At 72.9% G+C, this 17,641-nt stretch carries 17 protein-coding genes and 1 pseudogene; 17 read left to right on the top strand and 1 reads right to left on the bottom strand.

Features of this window, described 5'->3' with window-relative positions; all coding sequences use genetic code 11:
• Positions 1-9: 9 nt before the first annotated feature.
• Together DVH02_RS01355 and ffh are read left to right on the top strand one after the other, a co-directional pair.
• Positions 10-2,481 (top strand): [protein-PII] uridylyltransferase, encoded by a 2,472-nt coding sequence (locus DVH02_RS01355; protein WP_114621807.1) that lies wholly within the window; start codon positions 10-12, stop codon positions 2,479-2,481.
• A gap of 198 nt (positions 2,482-2,679) precedes the next feature.
• Entirely contained in the window at positions 2,680-4,218 is a 1,539-nt protein-coding gene (gene ffh, locus DVH02_RS01350; RefSeq protein WP_114621806.1) for a signal recognition particle protein, read from the top strand.
• Between the two features lie 163 nt (positions 4,219-4,381).
• On the opposite strand, the gene DVH02_RS01345 is transcribed toward ffh, so the two are convergent.
• On the bottom strand, positions 4,382-5,266 hold the full coding sequence (locus DVH02_RS01345; RefSeq protein WP_114621805.1) for a class I SAM-dependent methyltransferase: 885 nt from the start codon (positions 5,264-5,266) through the stop codon (positions 4,382-4,384).
• A gap of 662 nt (positions 5,267-5,928) precedes the next feature.
• On the opposite strand from DVH02_RS01345, the gene DVH02_RS01340 reads away from it, so the two are divergent.
• The 15 genes and pseudogenes from DVH02_RS01340 to dprA all read left to right on the top strand — a co-directional run bounded on the left by DVH02_RS01340 (position 5,929) and on the right by dprA (position 17,400).
• A complete protein-coding gene (locus tag DVH02_RS01340; RefSeq protein WP_114621804.1) occupies positions 5,929-6,522 on the top strand; it encodes a hypothetical protein in 594 nt (197 codons plus the stop codon).
• 196 nt (positions 6,523-6,718) lie between these two features.
• On the top strand, positions 6,719-7,156 hold the full coding sequence (gene rpsP / locus DVH02_RS01335) for a 30S ribosomal protein S16 (protein WP_114621803.1): 438 nt from the start codon (positions 6,719-6,721) through the stop codon (positions 7,154-7,156).
• Positions 7,157-7,158: 2 nt separating this feature from the next.
• Positions 7,159-7,398, top strand: a complete 240-nt coding sequence (locus DVH02_RS01330) for an RNA-binding protein (RefSeq protein WP_005311361.1) — start codon at positions 7,159-7,161, stop codon at positions 7,396-7,398.
• Positions 7,399-7,515: 117 nt separating this feature from the next.
• On the top strand, positions 7,516-8,148 hold the full coding sequence (gene rimM, locus DVH02_RS01325) for a ribosome maturation factor RimM (protein ID WP_114621802.1): 633 nt from the start codon (positions 7,516-7,518) through the stop codon (positions 8,146-8,148).
• The gene (gene trmD, locus DVH02_RS01320; RefSeq protein ID WP_114621801.1) at positions 8,145-8,966 is read left to right on the top strand and encodes a tRNA (guanosine(37)-N1)-methyltransferase TrmD; all 822 of its coding nucleotides are present in this window, start codon (positions 8,145-8,147) and stop codon (positions 8,964-8,966) included. Before rimM ends, trmD begins: the two co-directional genes overlap by 4 nt.
• 130 nt (positions 8,967-9,096) lie before the next feature.
• Complete coding sequence (rplS, locus tag DVH02_RS01315) at positions 9,097-9,447, top strand: 50S ribosomal protein L19 (protein WP_114621800.1); 351 nt, start codon at positions 9,097-9,099, stop codon at positions 9,445-9,447.
• Positions 9,448-9,520: 73 nt separating this feature from the next.
• Positions 9,521-10,384 carry a signal peptidase I gene (lepB, locus tag DVH02_RS01310; protein WP_199566125.1) on the top strand — a complete coding sequence of 288 codons (864 nt, stop codon included), beginning with the start codon at positions 9,521-9,523 and terminating at the stop codon, positions 10,382-10,384.
• Positions 10,377-11,466: pseudogene (gene lepB / locus DVH02_RS01305) on the top strand (signal peptidase I). Before lepB (DVH02_RS01310) ends, lepB (DVH02_RS01305) begins: the two are co-directional and overlap by 8 nt.
• On the top strand, positions 11,363-12,328 hold the full coding sequence (lepB, locus tag DVH02_RS01300) for a signal peptidase I (RefSeq protein ID WP_114621798.1): 966 nt from the start codon (positions 11,363-11,365) through the stop codon (positions 12,326-12,328). Before lepB (DVH02_RS01305) ends, lepB (DVH02_RS01300) begins: the two are co-directional and overlap by 104 nt.
• An 83-nt stretch (positions 12,329-12,411) precedes the next feature.
• Entirely contained in the window at positions 12,412-13,176 is a 765-nt protein-coding gene (gene lepB, locus DVH02_RS01295) for a signal peptidase I (RefSeq protein ID WP_114621797.1), read from the top strand.
• Positions 13,163-13,681 carry an NUDIX hydrolase gene (locus DVH02_RS01290; protein ID WP_114621796.1) on the top strand — a complete coding sequence of 173 codons (519 nt, stop codon included), beginning with the start codon at positions 13,163-13,165 and terminating at the stop codon, positions 13,679-13,681. The genes lepB (DVH02_RS01295) and DVH02_RS01290 overlap by 14 nt, the downstream gene beginning before the upstream one ends.
• Before the next feature lie 56 nt (positions 13,682-13,737).
• Complete coding sequence (locus DVH02_RS01285) at positions 13,738-14,046, top strand: DUF2469 domain-containing protein (protein WP_114621795.1); 309 nt, start codon at positions 13,738-13,740, stop codon at positions 14,044-14,046.
• 172 nt (positions 14,047-14,218) lie between these two features.
• Positions 14,219-14,596 (top strand): YraN family protein, encoded by a 378-nt coding sequence (locus DVH02_RS01280; RefSeq protein ID WP_114621794.1) that lies wholly within the window; start codon positions 14,219-14,221, stop codon positions 14,594-14,596.
• Positions 14,597-16,222 carry a YifB family Mg chelatase-like AAA ATPase gene (locus tag DVH02_RS01275; protein ID WP_114621793.1) on the top strand — a complete coding sequence of 542 codons (1,626 nt, stop codon included), beginning with the start codon at positions 14,597-14,599 and terminating at the stop codon, positions 16,220-16,222. It begins immediately after the preceding gene.
• On the top strand, positions 16,219-17,400 hold the full coding sequence (gene dprA / locus DVH02_RS01270; RefSeq protein WP_114621792.1) for a DNA-processing protein DprA: 1,182 nt from the start codon (positions 16,219-16,221) through the stop codon (positions 17,398-17,400). Before DVH02_RS01275 ends, dprA begins: the two co-directional genes overlap by 4 nt.
• The last annotated feature ends 241 nt before the right edge of the window (positions 17,401-17,641 follow it).

Below are 17,641 nucleotides of genomic sequence, written 5' to 3'. Positions count from 1 at the left end.
AACGACTGGGTGACGAGCCTCGAAGAGACGACCGAACAGACAGACTCGGGACCCAGCGGTTACGCGGCGGCCCGGCTGCGCCTCCTCCAGGAGAAGGCGCGGTCCGGGCCGCCGCGCCGTGCCGGACTCGCCCGGCTCACCGACGACTGGCTGAACGCGCTGTTCACCACCGCCGCCCGGGAGACCTCGGTCCAGGGCGCCGCCCTCGTCGCCGTCGGCGGCTACGGACGCGGCGAGCTGTCCCCGCGCAGCGACCTCGACCTGCTGCTCCTGCACGACGGCAAGTCGGCCCCGGCCGCCGTCGCGGCCCTCGCCGACCGGGTCTGGTACCCGGTCTGGGACCTCGGCCTCGCCCTCGACCACTCCGTACGCACCCCCGCCGACGTGCGCAAGGCCGCCGCCGACGACCTCAAGGTGCAGCTCGGACTCCTCGACGCCCGGCATGTCGCAGGCGATCTCGGCCTCGTCACCGGCGTACGCACCGCGATCCTCGCCGACTGGCGCAACACCGCCGCCAGACGCCTCCCCGCCCTGGACGAACTCTGCCGGGAACGCGCGGAGCGCCAGGGCGAGCTGCAGTTCCTGCTCGAACCCGACCTCAAGGAGGCCAGGGGCGGCCTGCGCGACGCCACCGCGCTGCGCGCCGTCGCCGCCTCCTGGCTCGCCGACGCGCCCCGCGAAGGACTCGCCGACGCCCGCCGCCGCCTCCTCGACGCCCGCGACGCCCTGCACCTGACCACCGGCCGGGCCACCGACCGGCTCGCCCTCCAGGAACAGGACAGCGTCGCCACCGAACTCGGCCTCCTCGACGCGGACGCCCTGCTGCGCCAGGTCTACGAGGCCGCGCGCACCGTCTCGTACGCCTCCGACGTCACCTGGCGCGAGGTGAACCGGGTGCTGCGCTCCCGGGCCGTACGCCCCCGGCTGCGCGCCATGCTCGGCGGCAAACCCGTCCCCGACCGCACCCCGCTCGCCGAAGGCGTCGTCGAACAGGACGGCGAGGTCGTCCTCGCCCGCACCGCGCGGCCCGAGCGCGACCCCGTGCTGCCGCTGCGCGCCGCGGCCGCCGCCGCGCAGGCCGGGCTGCCGATCTCGCTGCACGCCGTACGCCGGCTCGCCGCCACCGCCACACCGCTGCCGGTGCCCTGGCCCGCCGAGGCCCGCGAGGAACTCGTCACGCTGCTCGGCGCCGGCGAGCCGACCGTCCCCGTCTGGGAGGCGCTCGAAGCCGAGGGGCTGATCAGCGGGCTGCTGCCGGACTGGGAGCGGGTCCGCTGCCGCCCTCAGCGCAACCCCGTCCACACCTGGACCGTCGACCGGCACCTCGTCGAGACGGCCGTCCGGGCGTCCTCGCTGACCCGCCGCGTCAGCCGCCCCGACCTGCTGCTCGTCTGCGCCCTGCTGCACGACATCGGCAAGGGCTGGCCCGGCGACCACTCCGTGGCGGGCGAGGTCATCGCCCGCGACGTCGCCGCCCGGATCGGCTTCGACCGCGAGGACATGGCCGTCGTCGCCACCGTGGTCCGCCACCACCTGCTGCTGATCGACACGGCGACCAGGCGCGACCTGGACGACCCCGCCACCGTCGGCTCGGTCGCCGCCCGCGTCGGCTCCCTCACCACGCTGGAACTCCTGCACGCCCTCACCGAGGCCGACGCCCTCGCCACCGGGCCCGCCGCCTGGTCGTCCTGGCGTGCCTCGCTCGTCGCCGACCTCGTCGCGCGGGTGGCCGCCGTCCTCGTGGGCGACGACGCCGCGGAGCCGGAGCCCGCCGCGCCCAGCGCGGAACAGGAGCGCCTCGCCGTCGAGGCGCTGCGCACCGGCGGCCCCGTCCTGGCGCTGCACGCCCAGACGGAGCCCCCGAGGGACGGGGCCGCGGACGGCGAGGGACCGGACAGCGCGCCGGAACCGGTCGGCGTCGAGCTGCTCATCGCGCTGCCCGACCGGCCGGGCGTCCTGCCCGCGGCCGCCGGAGTGCTCGCCCTGCACCGGCTCACCGTACGGGCCGCCGATCTGCGCGCCGTCGAACTCCCCACCGAGCTGGGCACCTCAGAAGTGCTGCTGCTGAGCTGGCGGGTGGCCGCCGCCTACGGCTCGCTGCCCCAGGCGGCCCGGCTCCGCGCCGATCTCGTACGCGCCCTGGACGGCTCCCTGGACATCCGCGCCAGGCTCGCCGAGCGCGAGGCCGCCTACCCGCGCCGCCGGGGCGTGCAGGCCCCGCCGCCGCGCGTCACGGTCGCCCCGACGGCCTCCCGGCACGCCACCGTCATCGAGGTGCGCGCCCAGGACGCCCCGGGGCTGCTGCACCGCATCGGCCACGCGCTGGAGACCGCGGCGGTACGGGTGCGCAGCGCGCACGTCTCCACGCTGGGCGCCAACGCCGTCGACGCCTTCTACGTCACCACGGAGCGGGGCCGCCCGCTGCCCGCGGCGGCCGCCGCCGAGCTGGCGGAGGCGGTCGAGACGGCGCTGCGCGGCTGACCCCGGACCGCTTCGCGCGGGGCGGTCCTCGCGGCCGGGGGCGGCGCCGCCGTGCCCCGCCGCAGCGGCCCGCAGCGGCTCCACCCACCCACGGGGCAGACCGCACCGCGCGCGGCCGGATACCCTGGGGGACGGTCTGTCCCGCACCACGCGGCGCCGGCCCCCACCCGCTCCCGACACCGAGGATTCGCGACCGCCGTGTTCGATACTCTCTCCGACCGCCTCGCAGCCACGTTCAAGAGCCTCCGGGGCAAAGGGCGCCTCAGCCCGGAGGACATCGACGCCACGGCCCGCGAGATCCGCATCGCCCTGCTCGAAGCCGACGTGGCGCTGCCCGTCGTCCGCGCCTTCATCGCGAAGGTCAAGGAGCGCGCGGCCGGCGCCGAGGTCTCCCAGGCGCTGAACCCCGCCCAGCAGGTCATCAAGATCGTCAACGATGAGCTGATCGGCATCCTCGGCGGCGAGACCCGCGTCCTGCGCTTCGCCAAGCAGCCGCCCACCGTGATCATGCTCGCCGGTCTCCAGGGCGCCGGTAAGACCACCCTCGCCGGAAAGCTCGGCCTCTGGCTCAAGGGCCAGGGCCACACCCCGCTGCTCGTCGCCTGTGACCTCCAGCGTCCCAACGCCGTCACCCAGCTCTCCGTGGTCGCCGACCGCGCCGGTGTCGCCGTCTACGCCCCCGAGCCCGGCAACGGCGTCGGCGACCCGGTCAAGGTCGCCAAGGACTCGATCGAGTACGCCAGGACCAAGCAGTACGACGTCGTCGTCGTCGACACGGCCGGCCGGCTCGGCATCGACCAGGAGCTGATGACGCAGGCCGCGGACATCCGCGACGCCGTCAGCCCCGACGAGGTCCTCTTCGTCGTCGACGCGATGATCGGCCAGGACGCCGTCAACACGGCGGAGGCGTTCCGCGACGGCGTCGGCTTCGACGGCGTCGTGCTCTCCAAGCTCGACGGTGACGCCAGGGGCGGCGCGGCCCTCTCGATCGCGCACGTCACCGGCAAGCAGATCATGTTCGCCTCCAACGGCGAGAAGCTCGACGAGTTCGACGCGTTCCACCCGGACCGCATGGCCTCCCGCATCCTCGACATGGGTGACCTGCTCACCCTGATCGAGCAGGCCGAGAAGACGTTCAGCCAGGCCGAGGCCGAGAAGATGGCCTCCAAGCTGGCGAGCAGCAAGGGTGGCAAGGACTTCACCCTGGACGACTTCCTGGCGCAGATGGAGCAGGTCAGGAAGATGGGCTCCATCTCCAAGCTGCTCGGCATGCTGCCCGGCATGGGGCAGATCAAGGACCAGATCAACAACATCGACGAGAAGGACGTGGACCGCACCGCCGCGATCATCAAGTCGATGACCCCGGCCGAGCGCCAGGACCCGGTCATCATCAACGGCTCGCGCCGGGCCCGTATCGCCCGTGGTTCCGGCGTCGAGGTCAGCGCCGTGAAGAACCTCGTGGAGCGCTTCTTCGACGCCCGCAAGATGATGTCCAAGATGGCGCAGGGCGGCGGGATGCCGGGCATGCCCGGCATCCCGGGCATGGGCGGCGGCCCCGGCCGCGCGAAGAAGAAGACGAAGCAGGCGAAGGGCAAGCAGCGCTCCGGCAACCCGATGAAGCGCAAGGCCGAGGAGCAGGCCGCGGCGGCACGCCGCGCGGAGGGCGGCGCTCTGCCGGCGGCGGAGCCGGACAAGTCCTTCGAACTGCCGGACGAGTTCAAGAAGTTCATGGGCTGAGCGGTCCCGCACCGCACCGCGTCGCTCCGTACCGCACCGCTTCGTGCCGCAACCGCGCTCGTAGCGCACCGCGTCGTACGGTCCGAGCCGGAACGGGCCCCCGCCTCCGGGTGGGGGCCTCCGTGCTTCCGGCGGCCCCCAGAAGCCCTTCGGCGCGCTCGCGTCAGGGCGTTCTGGCGATCAGATACCGGAAGACATTGGGCATCCACACCGTTCCGTCCCGCCGCAGATGGGGATGGAGCGCCTCGCCGATCTCCTTCTCCACCTGCCGCCGGTCCGTCGCCCGGATCGCCCCGTCGAACACCCCGGTCGACAGCAGCCCCCGTACGGCGCTGTCCTGATCCGCGTACCCGAAGGGGCACGCCACCCGGCCCGACCCGTCCGGCCGCAGACCGGCGCGCGCCGCGACCTCCTCCAGGTCGTCCCGGTGCGCCGGGCGCCAGCCGCCCTTGCGCAGCCGGTCGGTCAACCGGCCCGCGACCCGCAGCACCGCGTCCGTGGCGCACCGCTCGGGCGGCCCCCAGCCGGCCAGCACCACCGGGGTGCCGTGCCCGGCCAGCGGGATGGCCGTGCGCAGGGCCGGTGTCAGCTCCCGTACGTCGTCCGCCGCGCTGCCGATCGGCTGGAACGCGGTGATCAGGTCGTACGGCGCACGCCCCGGCTCCGTACCGGCGTCGGCCATGCGCTCCTCGGGCAGCAGCGTCCCGGCGCCCTCGGCGGGCGCGGCGGCGCTCTCGTGGTCCGCGCTCGCGGCCAGCCGCTCCCGGGCCAGCGCGAGCCGTGCCGTGTCGGAGTCGACGCCGGTCACGCGCGCGCCCCGGGTGGTGGCGAGCAGCAGCGCCAGACCGGTGCCGCAGCCGAGGCCGAGCACCCGGGTCCCGGCGCGCACCTCCAGGCGTTCGTACACCGCTTCGTAGAGCGGGACCAGCATGCGTTCCTGGATCTCGGCCCAGTCCCTGGCCCGTCCGCCGGCGTCCGCGCCGGGCACCGGAGCCGCCGGAGCCGCGTTCGACGGCCGCTGATCGTGCTGGGTGAGCGTACGTGTCATGGATAGCGCCCCAATCCGCCGAGAGGTGTTGGCCGTGCCTGCCGTGCCGGCCCCCCGTGTACGTACGCGCTCAGTCCCCCCGTAAGCCAGAGAACTCCCCATCCGTGCCCGCGTCCAGTGGATGACCGGGCCCGGCGGGCGTCATGGGGGCGCGCTCCGGGAGCGCGCCCCCTGGAGAATGGCCGGTTCCCGCCGCCCCGGGTGTGGTGTCCGGCTCGGGGGATCGAAAGTGCCGAGGTCGGGGGACCGGGCCTCCGGAGTCGCTCCCCAGCCCGATGGAAATAGGCCAAATGGGTGAGGATCGACATGCCGTGAACCGGTCCGGGACCGGGTGTCGCGGGGCGGGGCGGTGCGCAAAGCGGGCGCCGCCCCCGGTACTGTCGCCGTCGGGCGCCGTGCCGCGCGCGGGCCGTGCGGCCGTGCGGCGCCGTTGCCGTGCCGCGCCCGCCGAACGGTCCGCCGGCACCGCCGGACGTAGATCGTCTACGCGCTGCTGCGTACCCGGCGCTACGTACCGGCTTGCGACGGGCTGCGAGGCTTTCTCCGCAGATCGACGCACCCGCCCTCGTCAGGACGCATCAACGGCAACTGACGGGTACGTGCAAATTATTTGGGATGCCCCGTAATGGAACCCGGGAGGCTTCCGGCTCGTTGTTCACGACGTGAGCACGACACCACCTGTTCTCGCCGCAGAGCTGGCGCAGGCGTGGGCCGACATTCAGCGGTCCCACCCCGAGCTGCCGGATCTAGCCGCGCCAGAGTCCCTGATCGGAGAGTCGTCGTCCGCCTGCGGCGCCGAGCTTTCCTTCGAACGACTGCTTCACGAAGCGGTCCACGGCATCGCCGCGGCCAGAGGAGTCCGCGACACCTCCCGCGCGGGCCGCTACCACAACCGCCGATTCCTGGCGATCGCCGAGGAGATGGGCCTCGACCACCCCGACGAACCGCATCCCAGCAGCGGTTTCTCGCTGGTCTCGCTCAGCCCCGAGGCCAAGCGCCGCTACCGCCCGACCATCGAACGGCTCCAGCGCGCCCTCAAGGCGCACACCGTCGCGACGGCCGCCGACACCAAACGCAGTTTCCGCGGCCCGGCCGCCCGGCACGGCTCCTCCGGCGGAGGGGTGCGCGTCAAGGCGGTCTGCGACTGCGGGCGGAACGTACGGGTCGTCCCGTCGGTCCTCGCCCAGGCGCCGATCGTCTGCGGCGGCTGCGGCAAGCCCTTCCGTATCCCGGAAGCGGTCGCCGCCGCGAGTTGAGCGACCGCCGTTCAGCCCCGCCCGGGGCCGGGTCCGCCCCCGGCGCCGGGTGTGGCAGAATGGCCAGCTGTACTCGACAGTCGCACAGGACCCCTCTCTCCTCCGGCTGACGCGTCCATCGGGCGGATCGGGTACCGCAACCCCACGCGGCATCCCGGTGTGCCCAACCACGTCAAGACCAGGAGACACCACTCCAGTGGCAGTCAAGATCAAGCTGAAGCGTCTGGGCAAGATCCGTTCGCCTCACTACCGCATCATCGTCGCCGACTCCCGGACCCGCCGTGACGGCCGGGCCATCGAGGAGATCGGCCTGTACCACCCGGTGCAGAACCCCTCGCGGATCGAGGTCGACTCGGACCGCGCGCGTTACTGGCTGTCCGTCGGCGCCCAGCCGACCGAGCCGGTTCTCGCGATCCTGAAGCTCACCGGTGACTGGCAGGCGCACAAGGGCCTGCCGGCCCCCGCGCCGCTGCTCCAGCCGGAGCCGAAGGCCGACAAGCGGGCCCTCTTCGAGGCGCTCACGAAGGACGGCGACGAGCCGAAGGGTGAGGCCATCACCCCGAAGGCGAAGAAGGCCGACAAGAAGGCGGACGAGGCCGAGACCCCGGCCGCCGCCGAGTCGACCGAGGCCTGAGCATGCTCGAGGAGGCTCTTGAGCACCTCGTGAAGGGCATCGTCGACAACCCGGACGACGTGCAGGTCGCCTCGCGCAATCTGCGGCGTGGCCGGGTGCTGGAGGTCCGGGTGCACCCCGACGACCTCGGCAAGGTGATCGGCCGCAACGGTCGCACCGCACGTGCTCTGCGGACGGTCGTGGGCGCCATCGGCGGCCGCGGCATCCGCGTCGACCTCGTCGACGTGGACCAGGTCCGCTGACACAGCTGAACACCGGCTCGGGCCGGGGAAGGCCACGGCGGCCCTCCCCGGCCCGTGTCCGTTTCCGGCGCTGACACCGGCCGCCACATTCGAGGAACCACCAAGGAGCAGCGCAGCGTGCAGTTGGTTGTCGCGCGGATCGGCCGCGCTCATGGCATCAAGGGTGAGGTCACCGTCGAGGTGCGGACGGACGAGCCCGAGCTGCGGCTCGGACCGGGCGCCGTACTCGCCACGGAGCCGGCCGCGGCCGGACCGCTGACGATCGAGACCGGCCGGGTGCACAGCGGCAGGCTGCTGCTGCGCTTCGCGGGCGTCCGCGACCGTACCGGCGCCGAGGCGCTGCGCAACATCCTGCTGATCGCCGAGATCGACCCCGAGGAACTCCCCGAGGACCCGGAGGAGTTCTACGACCATCAGCTGATGGACCTCGACGTGGTGCTGGCCGACGGTACGGAGATCGGCCGGATCACCGAGATCTCCCATCTGCCCTCGCAGGACCTGTTCATCGTGGAGCGCCCCGACGGCAGCGAGGTGATGATCCCCTTCGTCGAGGAGATCGTCACCGAGATCGACCTGGAGGAGCAGCGGGCCGTGATCGACCCGCCGCCCGGACTGATCGACGACCGCGCGGAGATCGCCGCGGGCGAGGGCCCCGCGGACGACGTGCCCGCGGACGACGTGCCCGCCGACGACGTGCCCGCGGGCGAGGGGCCCGCGCGCGACGGGCGTGCCGAGGACGGCGTCCGATGAGGCTCGACGTCGTCACGATCTTCCCGGAGTATCTGGACCCGCTGGACGTCTCGCTCGTGGGCAAGGCCCGCGCCAGCGGCCGGCTCGACGTCCAGGTGCACGACCTGCGGGGCTGGACCCACGACCGGCACAACACGGTGGACGACACCCCGTACGGCGGCGGTCCCGGCATGGTCATGAAGACCGGGCCCTGGGGCGAGGCGCTGGACGAGGTGCTGGCCGACGGGTACGAGACGGGCGCCCGGGGCCCCGTCCTGGTCGTCCCCACCCCCAGCGGCCGTCCCTTCACCCAGGAACTCGCCGTCGAGCTGTCCGGGCGTCCCTGGCTGATCTTCGCGCCCGCCCGCTACGAGGGCATCGACCGCCGGGTCGTGGAGGAGTACGCGACCCGGATACCGGTCGTGGAGGTCTCCATCGGGGACTATGTGCTCGCGGGCGGCGAGGCGGCCGTACTCGTGATCACCGAGGCCGTGGCCCGGCTGCTGCCCGGAGTCCTGGGCAACGCCGAGTCGCACCGCGACGACTCCTTCGCCCCCGGCGCCATGGCCGATCTGCTGGAGGGGCCCGTCTACACCAAGCCGCCCGAGTGGCGCGGCCGGGGCATCCCCGGTGTCCTGCTCAGCGGCCACCACGGCCGGATCGCGCGGTGGCGGCGGGACGAGGCGTTCCGCCGTACGGCGCTCAACCGGCCGGATCTGATCGAGCGTTGCGACCCGGCGGTCTTCGACAAGAAGGACCGCGAGACGCTCTCCATCCTGGGCTGGTCGCCCGAGCCCGGCGGCCGATTTTGGCGCAGGCCGGACGGCGTGGAAGAATAGGCCGCTGCCGTACGTCCGATGTGCGCCCCTGCCACAGGGGGAACGACGCCCGTCCGACGTGAACGGCGCCCCTGACTCTCTCTCGATCATCCGCTGATGACCTGTGGCATCAGCGAGGAAGCAGAACGACATGCCCAACCTGCTCGACGCCGTCGCCTCCGCGTCGCTCCGCAGCGACCTGCCCGCCTTCCGTCCCGGCGACACGGTGAACGTCCACGTACGCGTCATCGAGGGCAACCGCTCCCGTATCCAGCAGTTCAAGGGCGTCGTCATCCGCCGCCAGGGCTCGGGCATCAGCGAGACCTTCACGGTCCGCAAGGTCTCCTTCTCCGTCGGTGTGGAGCGCACCTTCCCCGTCCACAGCCCGATCTTCGAGAAGATCGAGCTGGTGAGCCGCGGTGACGTCCGCCGCGCCAAGCTCTACTACCTCCGTGAGCTGCGCGGCAAGGCCGCGAAGATCAAGGAGAAGCGCGACAGGTAAACCCGTCGCGACCGGGCGCGGGGTGCCACTCCCGCCCGGGGTCCACAGGGCCGCCGGATAAGATCTGGCACCGATGGACACCGAAGCACGGCACACGGAGCGTGACCGCTCGCCCCTTTCCCCCGAGGGGGAGGGAGACCGGTCGCGCTCCGCGCGTGTTTCCGGACGCGGCCCGGGGGTCGGTGCTGGTGCCGAGGCCGAGGCCGAGGCGGGTGACCGGGCCGGGCGTGGCCACGGGGCCGTGGCGGGCCCGGCCGTCCGGCGGCTCGGCCGACTCTCCTGGCGGCGGGCGGGTCTGCTGAGTCTTACCTGCGCCGTTTTCGTACTCCTCTTCAGCACCTTCGTGCTGCAGCCCTTCCTGATCCCCAGCGGCTCGATGGAGCCGACCCTCCGGGTGGGGGACCGGGTGCTCGTCAACAAGTTGGCGTACCGTTTCGGTACCGAGCCGGAGCGCGGTGATGTGGTCGTGTTCGACGGGACCGGATCCTTCGTCCAGGAGTCCCCGGGGCAGAACCCCGTCACCGGCCTGCTGCACGGGGCCGCCGCGGCCCTCGGTCTCGCGGAGCCCGCCGAGACCGACTTCGTCAAGCGCGTGGTCGGGGTGGGAGGCGATCGGGTGGTCTGCTGCGACAAGAGGGGCAGGATCGAGGTGAACGGCCGCGCGGTCCAGGAGCGCTATCTGTACCCCGGCGACGAGCCCTCCGCCGTCCCCTTCGACATCGTCGTACCCGGGGGAAGACTCTGGGTCATGGGCGATCACCGCGCCCACTCGCGCGACTCCCGGGACCACCTCGGCGAGCCCGGCGGCGGCATGGTGCCGGTGGACCGGGTGATCGGCAGGGCCCAGTGGATCGGCTGGCCGCCGGGCCGCTGGACGGCTCCGGGGCGTACGGACGCCTTCCGGGACGTCCCGGCCCCGGGGGGCGCTCATGGGTAAGCGCCGCCGTATCGCGGCCCACGGGTCCGACACCCGGCTGCCGACCGGCAGCCGGCCCACGACGGGCCGGGCCCTGCCGGGGCGCGCCGAGCGTCGCAAGCTCGCCCGGCGGGTCAAGACGCGCCGCCAGCGCAACGCGATGAAGGAGATCCCGATCCTCGTCACGGTGGCGCTGGTCATAGCGGTCGTCCTCAAGACCTTCCTCGTGCAGGCGTTCGTCATCCCGTCGGGGTCCATGGAACAGACGATCAGGATCAGCGACCGGGTGCTGGTGGACAAGCTGACGCCCTGGTTCGGCTCGAAACCCCAGCGCGGCGACGTCATGGTCTTCAAGGACCCCGGCGGCTGGCTGGACGACGAGAAGCCCCCGCCGGACAACTCCCCGGTGCTCATCAAGGGGGCCAAGCAGGCGCTCACCGCCATCGGGCTGCTGCCGTCGGCCGACGAGCAGGACCTGATCAAGCGGGTCGTCGCGGTCGGCGGCGACACCGTCAAATGCTGTGACCAGAACGGCAAGGTCACCGTCAACGGCATGCCGCTGACCGAGCCGTACATCCAGCCGGGCGACGCGCCCTCCACCATCTCCTTCGAGGTGAAGGTGCCCGTCGGCCGCTACTTCGTGATGGGCGACCACCGGTCCAATTCGGCCGATTCCCGCTTCCACCTCCAGGAGGAGTACAGCGGTACGGTCTCGCAGAGCGAGGTGGTCGGCCGGGCCGTCTACATCGCCTGGCCCTTCGGGCACTGGACCGGTCTGGAACAGCGCGGCGCCTACGCCTCCGTCCCTGATCCGAGTCCCGCGCCGACGCCCGTACCTGCCCTGTCGAATAGTGTGTCCCCGCGAGATCTGAACGGATTGCCGCGGCTCCCGAGCCCTGCGGAACTCCCGCTCGTTATGGGAGTGGTGGGCCTGTCCCGTCTCCGGGACAGGCGATCTCACGGAGTATTCGCACGGAGTAAGGAGTGGATGTGGGGGATGTGGCGGTCGGCGCACGATCCGGACACGACGATCCCGAGGAGGGACGCGAGCAGCTCGCCGAGTCGCCCGAACCCGTGACGGACCGGACAGCGCGATTCGGTGACGACGACGGCGAACGCGGCGGCGGCGGACCGGGCCGCGCCGAACGGGGCGACAGCGAGCAGGGCGACGGGGAAGGCGAACCGACGAAGGCCAAGCCCCGCTCCTTCTGGAAGGAGCTGCCGCTCCTGATCCTGATCGCACTGGCGCTCGCGCTGGTGATCAAGACCTTCCTGGTACAGGCGTTCTCGATCCCCTCGGACTCCATGCAGGACACCCTGCAGCGAGGCGACCGGGTGCTGGTGGACAAGCTGACGCCCTGGTTCGGGGCGGAGCCCCAGCGTGGCGAGGTCGTGGTCTTCCACGACCCGGACAGCTGGCTGGGAGACACCCCGACAGCGGAGCCCAACGTGGTGCAGCACTTCCTGAGCTTCATCGGACTGATGCCGTCCGCCGAGGAGAAGGACCTGATCAAGCGGGTCGTCGCGGTCGGTGGCGACACGGTGGAGTGCAAGAAGGGCGGCAAGGTCACGGTCAACGGCCACGCGCTCGACGAGACGGACTTCATCTACCCGGGCAACACGCCCTGCGACGACAAGCCGTTCGGGCCGATCAAGGTTCCCAAGGACCGGATCTGGGTGATGGGCGACCACCGGCAGAACTCGCTGGACTCCCGCTACCACCAGGAGCTGGAGGGCAACGGCACGGTCCCCAACGACCAGGTCGTCGGCCGCGCCGTGGTGGTGGCCTGGCCCGTCAACCGCTGGTCGACGCTCCCGGTGCCGGACACCTTCGACCAGTCGGGGCTCAGCGCCGCGGCCGCGCTGGCCCCCGCCGCGGTGCCGGGCGCGCTCGGCCTCGCCGGAGCCGTCCCGCTCGTTCTCTGGCGCAGGAGGAGGCTGACCCGCGGGCGAACCGACGGGTAGGGTGCCGTCCCGGATCGTCGAAGCCCGAGGATCACGCTCCGCCGCGCGGAGCGACGTTCTCCGGAGACCGGGGGAGTGCTGGGATGAGCGCGACAGGACGTAGGAACGACGGCCGCGGCCGTCTCGGCAGTGTGCTGTCGGGACTGGCCGTGGCCGTCGGCTGTGTGCTCTTCGTCGGCGGATTCGTCTGGGCGGCCGTCGTGTACCGCCCGTACGCCGTGCCCACCAACTCGATGGACCCGACCGTGAAGGCCGGGGACCGGGTGCTGGCCCAGCGGATATCCGGCGGCGAGGTACGCCGGGGCGACGTGGTGGTCTTCAAGGACGCGCAGTGGGGCGACATGCCGATGCTGAAGCGGGTGGTCGGCGTCGGCGGCGACAGGATCGCCTGCTGCGGCACCGGCGGCCGGCTCACCGTCAACGGCGAGCCGGTCGAGGAACCGTATGTCCAGGGCATGCCCGGCGGACAGGCGTCCATGACCGGCTTCGACGCGAAGGTGCCCGCGGGGCAGCTGTTCCTGCTCGGCGACGAACGCGGCGGCTCCCTGGACTCCCGGGTCCACCTGCAGGACGCGGGACAGGGCTCGGTGCCGCGCTCGGCGGTGAGCGCCCGGGTGGACGCGGTGGTCTGGCCGCTGGGAAGTCTGGTCGCCCGGCCGGACGGTTTCGCGGCGCTGCCGGGCGGTGTCTCCGCGCCGGGCCCGGTGAAGCCGATCACCGCGGCGGTGCTGGCGGGGGTGGCGCTGATCTTCGGCGGCGCGCTGTACGGGCCGGTCGTACGGCTCGCCTCCCGCTCGCGCGGGACCGGTCGGGGTACGGAGGGGGTGGCCGCGCGTGGCACGCGATGAGACGGCGCCCGATGAGCGCGGCGGGACGCCGCGCAAGGTGGCCCGGGTGGTGCTGCTCGACCCGCGGGACCGGATTCTGCTGCTGCACGGCTACGAGCCGGACGACCCGGACACCAACTGGTGGTTCACGCCGGGCGGCGGACTGGAGGGCGACGAGAGCCGGGCTCGGGCCGCGCTGCGCGAGCTGGCCGAGGAGACCGGGATCACCGAGGTGGAGCTGGGGCCCGTGCTCTGGCAAAGGACCTGCTCCTTTCCGTTCGACGGACGCCGCTGGGAACAGGACGAGTGGTACTTCCTGGCCCGTACGGCACAGACCGAGATCTCCCCGACCGGACTGACCGAGCTGGAGCTGCGCAGCGTCGCCGGGTCGAGGTGGTGGACCTCCGCCGAACTGTCGGCGGCGCGTGAGACGGTGTACCCGACCAGGCTCGCCGAGCTGCTGCGCACGCTGCTCGACGAGGGTCCGCCCGATGCGCCGGTGGTCCTCGCCCCCGAAAACGTCTAGAGGGCGCGGCGGCCGGAGCACAATGGGGGGACCGTACGGCTGAAGGGGAACATGCCATGAGCGCCGAGGACCTCGAAAAATACGAGACCGAGATGGAGCTGAAGCTCTACCGGGAGTATCGAGATGTCGTCGGTCTGTTCAAGTACGTGATCGAGACCGAGCGGCGTTTCTATCTCACGAATGACTACGAGATGCAGGTGCACTCCGTCCAGGGTGAGGTCTTCTTCGAGGTCACCATGGCCGATGCCTGGGTCTGGGACATGTACAGGCCGGCCAGATTCGTCAAACAGGTCCGCGTGCTCACTTTCAAGGATGTGAATATCGAGGAGCTGAACAAGAGCGACCTCGAAATGCCGGGCGGCTGAGTGCACGCCGCGACCGGGGCGGCGACCGGGGGTACGCCCCGGCTGAGGGGGCTGGGGCCGGATCTCGTTCACTCCGACGGGTGAGCGAGATATCCACAACCCTGGGGTTTTCCACCAAGATCCACTGACTTCGGCGGATCACGGCAGAGTCGGTGCCGGAGGTGGTGCCGATATGAACGCTACGGGGGCGCTCGGGCGGTACGGCGAGGATCTGGCGGCGCGACGGCTGGTCGCGGCGGGGATGACCGTGCTGGCCCGCAACTGGCGGTGCGGCAGGACCGGCGAGATCGACATCGTGGCCGGGGACGTCGAGTCCCGGGGCCGGGAGGTGCTGGTCGTCTGCGAGGTCAAGACCCGCAGGGCCGACTCGTTCGAACATCCGATGGCCGCGGTCACGCCCGTCAAGGCGGACCGGCTCAGACGGCTCGCCGCCTGCTGGCTGGAGCGGTCCGGCGGACCGCCGCCCGGGGGAGTGCGCATCGACCTGGTCGCGGTGGTGCTGCCCAGCAGGGGCGCCCCCGTGGTCGAGCACGTGCGGGGGGTGGTCTGAATGGGATTCGCACGCGCGTGTGCGGTGGCACTGGTCGGGGTCGAGGGCGTCGTGGTCGAGGTCCAGGCCGATCTGGAGCCGGGCGTCGCCGCCTTCACCCTGGTCGGGCTGCCGGACAAGAGCCTGGTGGAGAGCCGGGACCGGGTCAGGGCCGCGGTCGTGAACTCCGGCGGGGAGTGGCCCCAGAAGAAGCTCACGGTGGGGCTCAGCCCCGCCTCCGTGCCCAAGGGCGGCAGCGGCTTCGACCTCGCCGTCGCGGCGGCCGTGCTCGGCGCCGCCGAGCGGATCGATCCCCGGGCCATCGCCGATCTGGTGCTGATCGGCGAGCTGGGGCTCGACGGCCGGGTCAGGCCGGTGCGCGGAGTGCTGCCCGCCGTGCTCGCCGCCGCCGAGGCCGGCTACCGGCAGGTGGTCGTCCCGGAGCGGACGGCGGGCGAGGCGTCCCTCGTGCCCGGCGTATCGGTCCTCGGGGTACGGAGCCTGCGCCAGCTGATCGCGGTGCTGACCGACGAGCCGGTGCCCGAGGAGCCGGGGCTGCCCGAGCCGGGCCGCCCCGACCCGACCCTGGCCGGGCTGCTGGTCCCGGGAGCCGGTGTGGGCACCGGCCTGGCCGTCCGTACCGAGGCCGGGGACCACCGGCCGGATCTGGCGGACGTGGCCGGTCAGCACGCGGCCCGTAGGGCTCTGGAGGTGTCCGCGGCGGGCGGACACCATCTGCTGCTGCACGGTCCGCCGGGCGCGGGCAAGACCATGCTGGCCGAGCGGCTGCCCGCCGTTCTGCCGCCGCTCGGCGACCAGGAGTCCCTGGAGGTCACCGCCGTGCACTCGGTGGCCGGGATACTCCCACCGGGCGAGCCTCTGGTCCGCACCGCGCCCTACTGCGCGCCACACCACTCGGCCACCATGCAGTCGCTGGTCGGCGGAGGGAACGGACTGCCGAGACCGGGCGCGGTCTCCCTGGCACACAGAGGAGTTCTCTTTCTGGACGAGGCCCCGGAGTTCTCGGTGCGGGCGCTGGACGCGCTGCGCCAGCCGCTGGAGTCCGGCCATGTGGTGGTCGCGCGCAGCGCCGGGGTGGTGCGCCTGCCGGCGCGCTTCCTGATGATCCTGGCGGCCAACCCGTGCCCGTGCGGACGGCACAGCCTGCAGGGCGACGGGTGCGAATGCCCGCCCTCTGCGGTCCGCCGCTACCAGTCGCGGCTGTCGGGCCCGCTGCTCGACCGCGTCGATCTGCGCGTCGACGTCCAGCCCGTCAGCCGGGCGGAGCTGCTGGGGCAGGGCCGCCGGGGGGAGTCGACCGCGGTCGTCGCGGCACGGGTGCGGGAGGCCAGGGCGCGGTCGGCGGGCCGGCTGGAGGGCACTCCCTGGTCGGTCAACAGCGAACTCCCCGGCCATGAGCTGCGCACCCGCTGGCCGGTCGCCCCCGGGGCGCTCGCCGCGGCCGAACGGGACCTGGAGCGCGGGCTGCTGACCGCGCGTGGTATGGACCGGGTGCTGCGGGTGGCCTGGACGGTCGCGGATCTGGCCGGGCACGACCGCCCCGACGCGCGTGACGTGGCGCTCGCGCTGGAGCTGCGCACCGGTATCGCGCGCGGCGCCACCACGGTGGCCGGAGGCGTGTCATGACGCCCGTCGGTACGGACGAGCGGCTGGCGCGGGCCGCGCTCACCCGGGTGTTCGAGCCGGGGGACGAGCGCGGCGGCCGGTGGCTGCGACGGTTCGGGGCCGTCGCACTGCTGGAGCTGCTGACCTCGCCGGACGCCGGGCGCGAGCGGCTCATGGGTGTTCCGGGCGCCGCCGAGGTCGGCGCGGAACGGCTCGGCGGGTACCGGATCCGGGCCGGCGCGGCGGCCCCCGAGCGCGATCTGGCCGCCATCGCGGCGCTCGGCGGCCGGTTCGTCTGCCCCGGGGACACGGAGTGGCCCAGTCAGCTCGACGACCTCGCGGCGGCCCGCCCCATCGGGCTGTGGGTGCGGGGCAGTCCGGATCTGCGGATCTGGTCGCTGCGCTCCGTCGCCGTCGTGGGCGCGCGGGCGTGTACTCCTTACGGGGCACATATGGCGGCGAGTCTGGGCTCCGGTCTGGCCGAGCGCGGCTGGGTGGTCACCTCCGGCGCCGCCTTCGGAGTCGACGGGGCCGCACACCGGGGCGCGCTGTCGGCCGGCGGCGCCACCGTCGCCGTACTGGCCAGCGGGGTCGACAAGGTCTATCCACCCGGCCACGCCGAGCTGATCGGCCGCGTCGCGCGGCAAGGACTGCTGGTCGCGGAGCTGCCGCCCGGCGACCACCCCACCCGCAGCAGATTCGTCCTGCGCAACCGGGTGATCGCCGCCCTCACCAGGGGGACGGTGGTGGTGGAGGCCGAGTACCGCAGCGGATCCCTGGTCACGGCGCGCTGCGCGCAGCGGCTCGGCCGGTTCACGATGGGCGTTCCCGGCCCCGCCACCAGCGGGCTGTCGGCCGGCGTGCACGAACTGCTGCGCGGGGAAGGGGCGCTGGTCACCGACGCGGCCGAAGTGGTGGAACTGGTGGGCGACATCGGCGAACTGGCCCCGCCGCGCCGCGGCCCCGTACTCGCCAGGGACCTGCTGGACCCGGTCAGCGTCCGGGTGCTGGAGGCGCTGCCGGCCCGGGGCGCGGCCGTCGGACGGGAGGTCGCCAGGGAGGCCGGGACGACGGCGGACGAGGCGCTCGGCAGACTGTACGAACTCCACTCGTTGGGGTTCGTGGAGCGGCGCGGCGACGGATGGCGGCTGGCGTCCCGGCCGGCACCTGCCGGTGCCGCCCGGCGAGGCGGTACTTGACCTGGGGCATTCGGGTGAAAGGGTGGAGACGGATGATCCTCGTTCCTCCGTCGGTGGCACCCGGAGGGCCGGCGCGACCCACGTCGGCCCCGTGATCGAAGGTGTGACCGACGGAGGAGGCCCGGGGCGGACCTCGCCGTCCGCTCCTCGCGCAGAGCGACTCGCCAATCACGCTACGCTCACCTGCGTTCCCGCTCCGCCGGAACTCCCCCGACCCGTACGTCCCCGACCCGCACCCCCG

The organism is Streptomyces corynorhini (assembly GCF_003346515.1).
GTDB classification, from domain to species: Bacteria; Actinomycetota; Actinomycetes; order Streptomycetales; family Streptomycetaceae; genus Streptomyces; species Streptomyces corynorhini.
This window is presented reverse-complemented; position numbering and strand designations above follow the sequence as displayed.

Coding starts and splice junctions, on each gene's coding strand:
- DVH02_RS01345 (WP_114621805.1), bottom strand. CDS start 5,266: ATGACACGTACGCTCACCCAGCACGATCAGCGGCCGTCGAACGCGGCT.
- DVH02_RS01330 (WP_005311361.1), top strand. CDS start 7,159: ATGCTCGAGGAGGCTCTTGAGCACCTCGTGAAGGGCATCGTCGACAAC.
- trmD (WP_114621801.1), top strand. CDS start 8,145: ATGAGGCTCGACGTCGTCACGATCTTCCCGGAGTATCTGGACCCGCTG.
- rplS (WP_114621800.1), top strand. CDS start 9,097: ATGCCCAACCTGCTCGACGCCGTCGCCTCCGCGTCGCTCCGCAGCGAC.
- lepB (WP_199566125.1), top strand. CDS start 9,521: ATGGACACCGAAGCACGGCACACGGAGCGTGACCGCTCGCCCCTTTCC.
- lepB (WP_114621797.1), top strand. CDS start 12,412: ATGAGCGCGACAGGACGTAGGAACGACGGCCGCGGCCGTCTCGGCAGT.
- DVH02_RS01285 (WP_114621795.1), top strand. CDS start 13,738: ATGAGCGCCGAGGACCTCGAAAAATACGAGACCGAGATGGAGCTGAAG.
- DVH02_RS01280 (WP_114621794.1), top strand. CDS start 14,219: ATGAACGCTACGGGGGCGCTCGGGCGGTACGGCGAGGATCTGGCGGCG.
- DVH02_RS01275 (WP_114621793.1), top strand. CDS start 14,597: ATGGGATTCGCACGCGCGTGTGCGGTGGCACTGGTCGGGGTCGAGGGC.
- dprA (WP_114621792.1), top strand. CDS start 16,219: ATGACGCCCGTCGGTACGGACGAGCGGCTGGCGCGGGCCGCGCTCACC.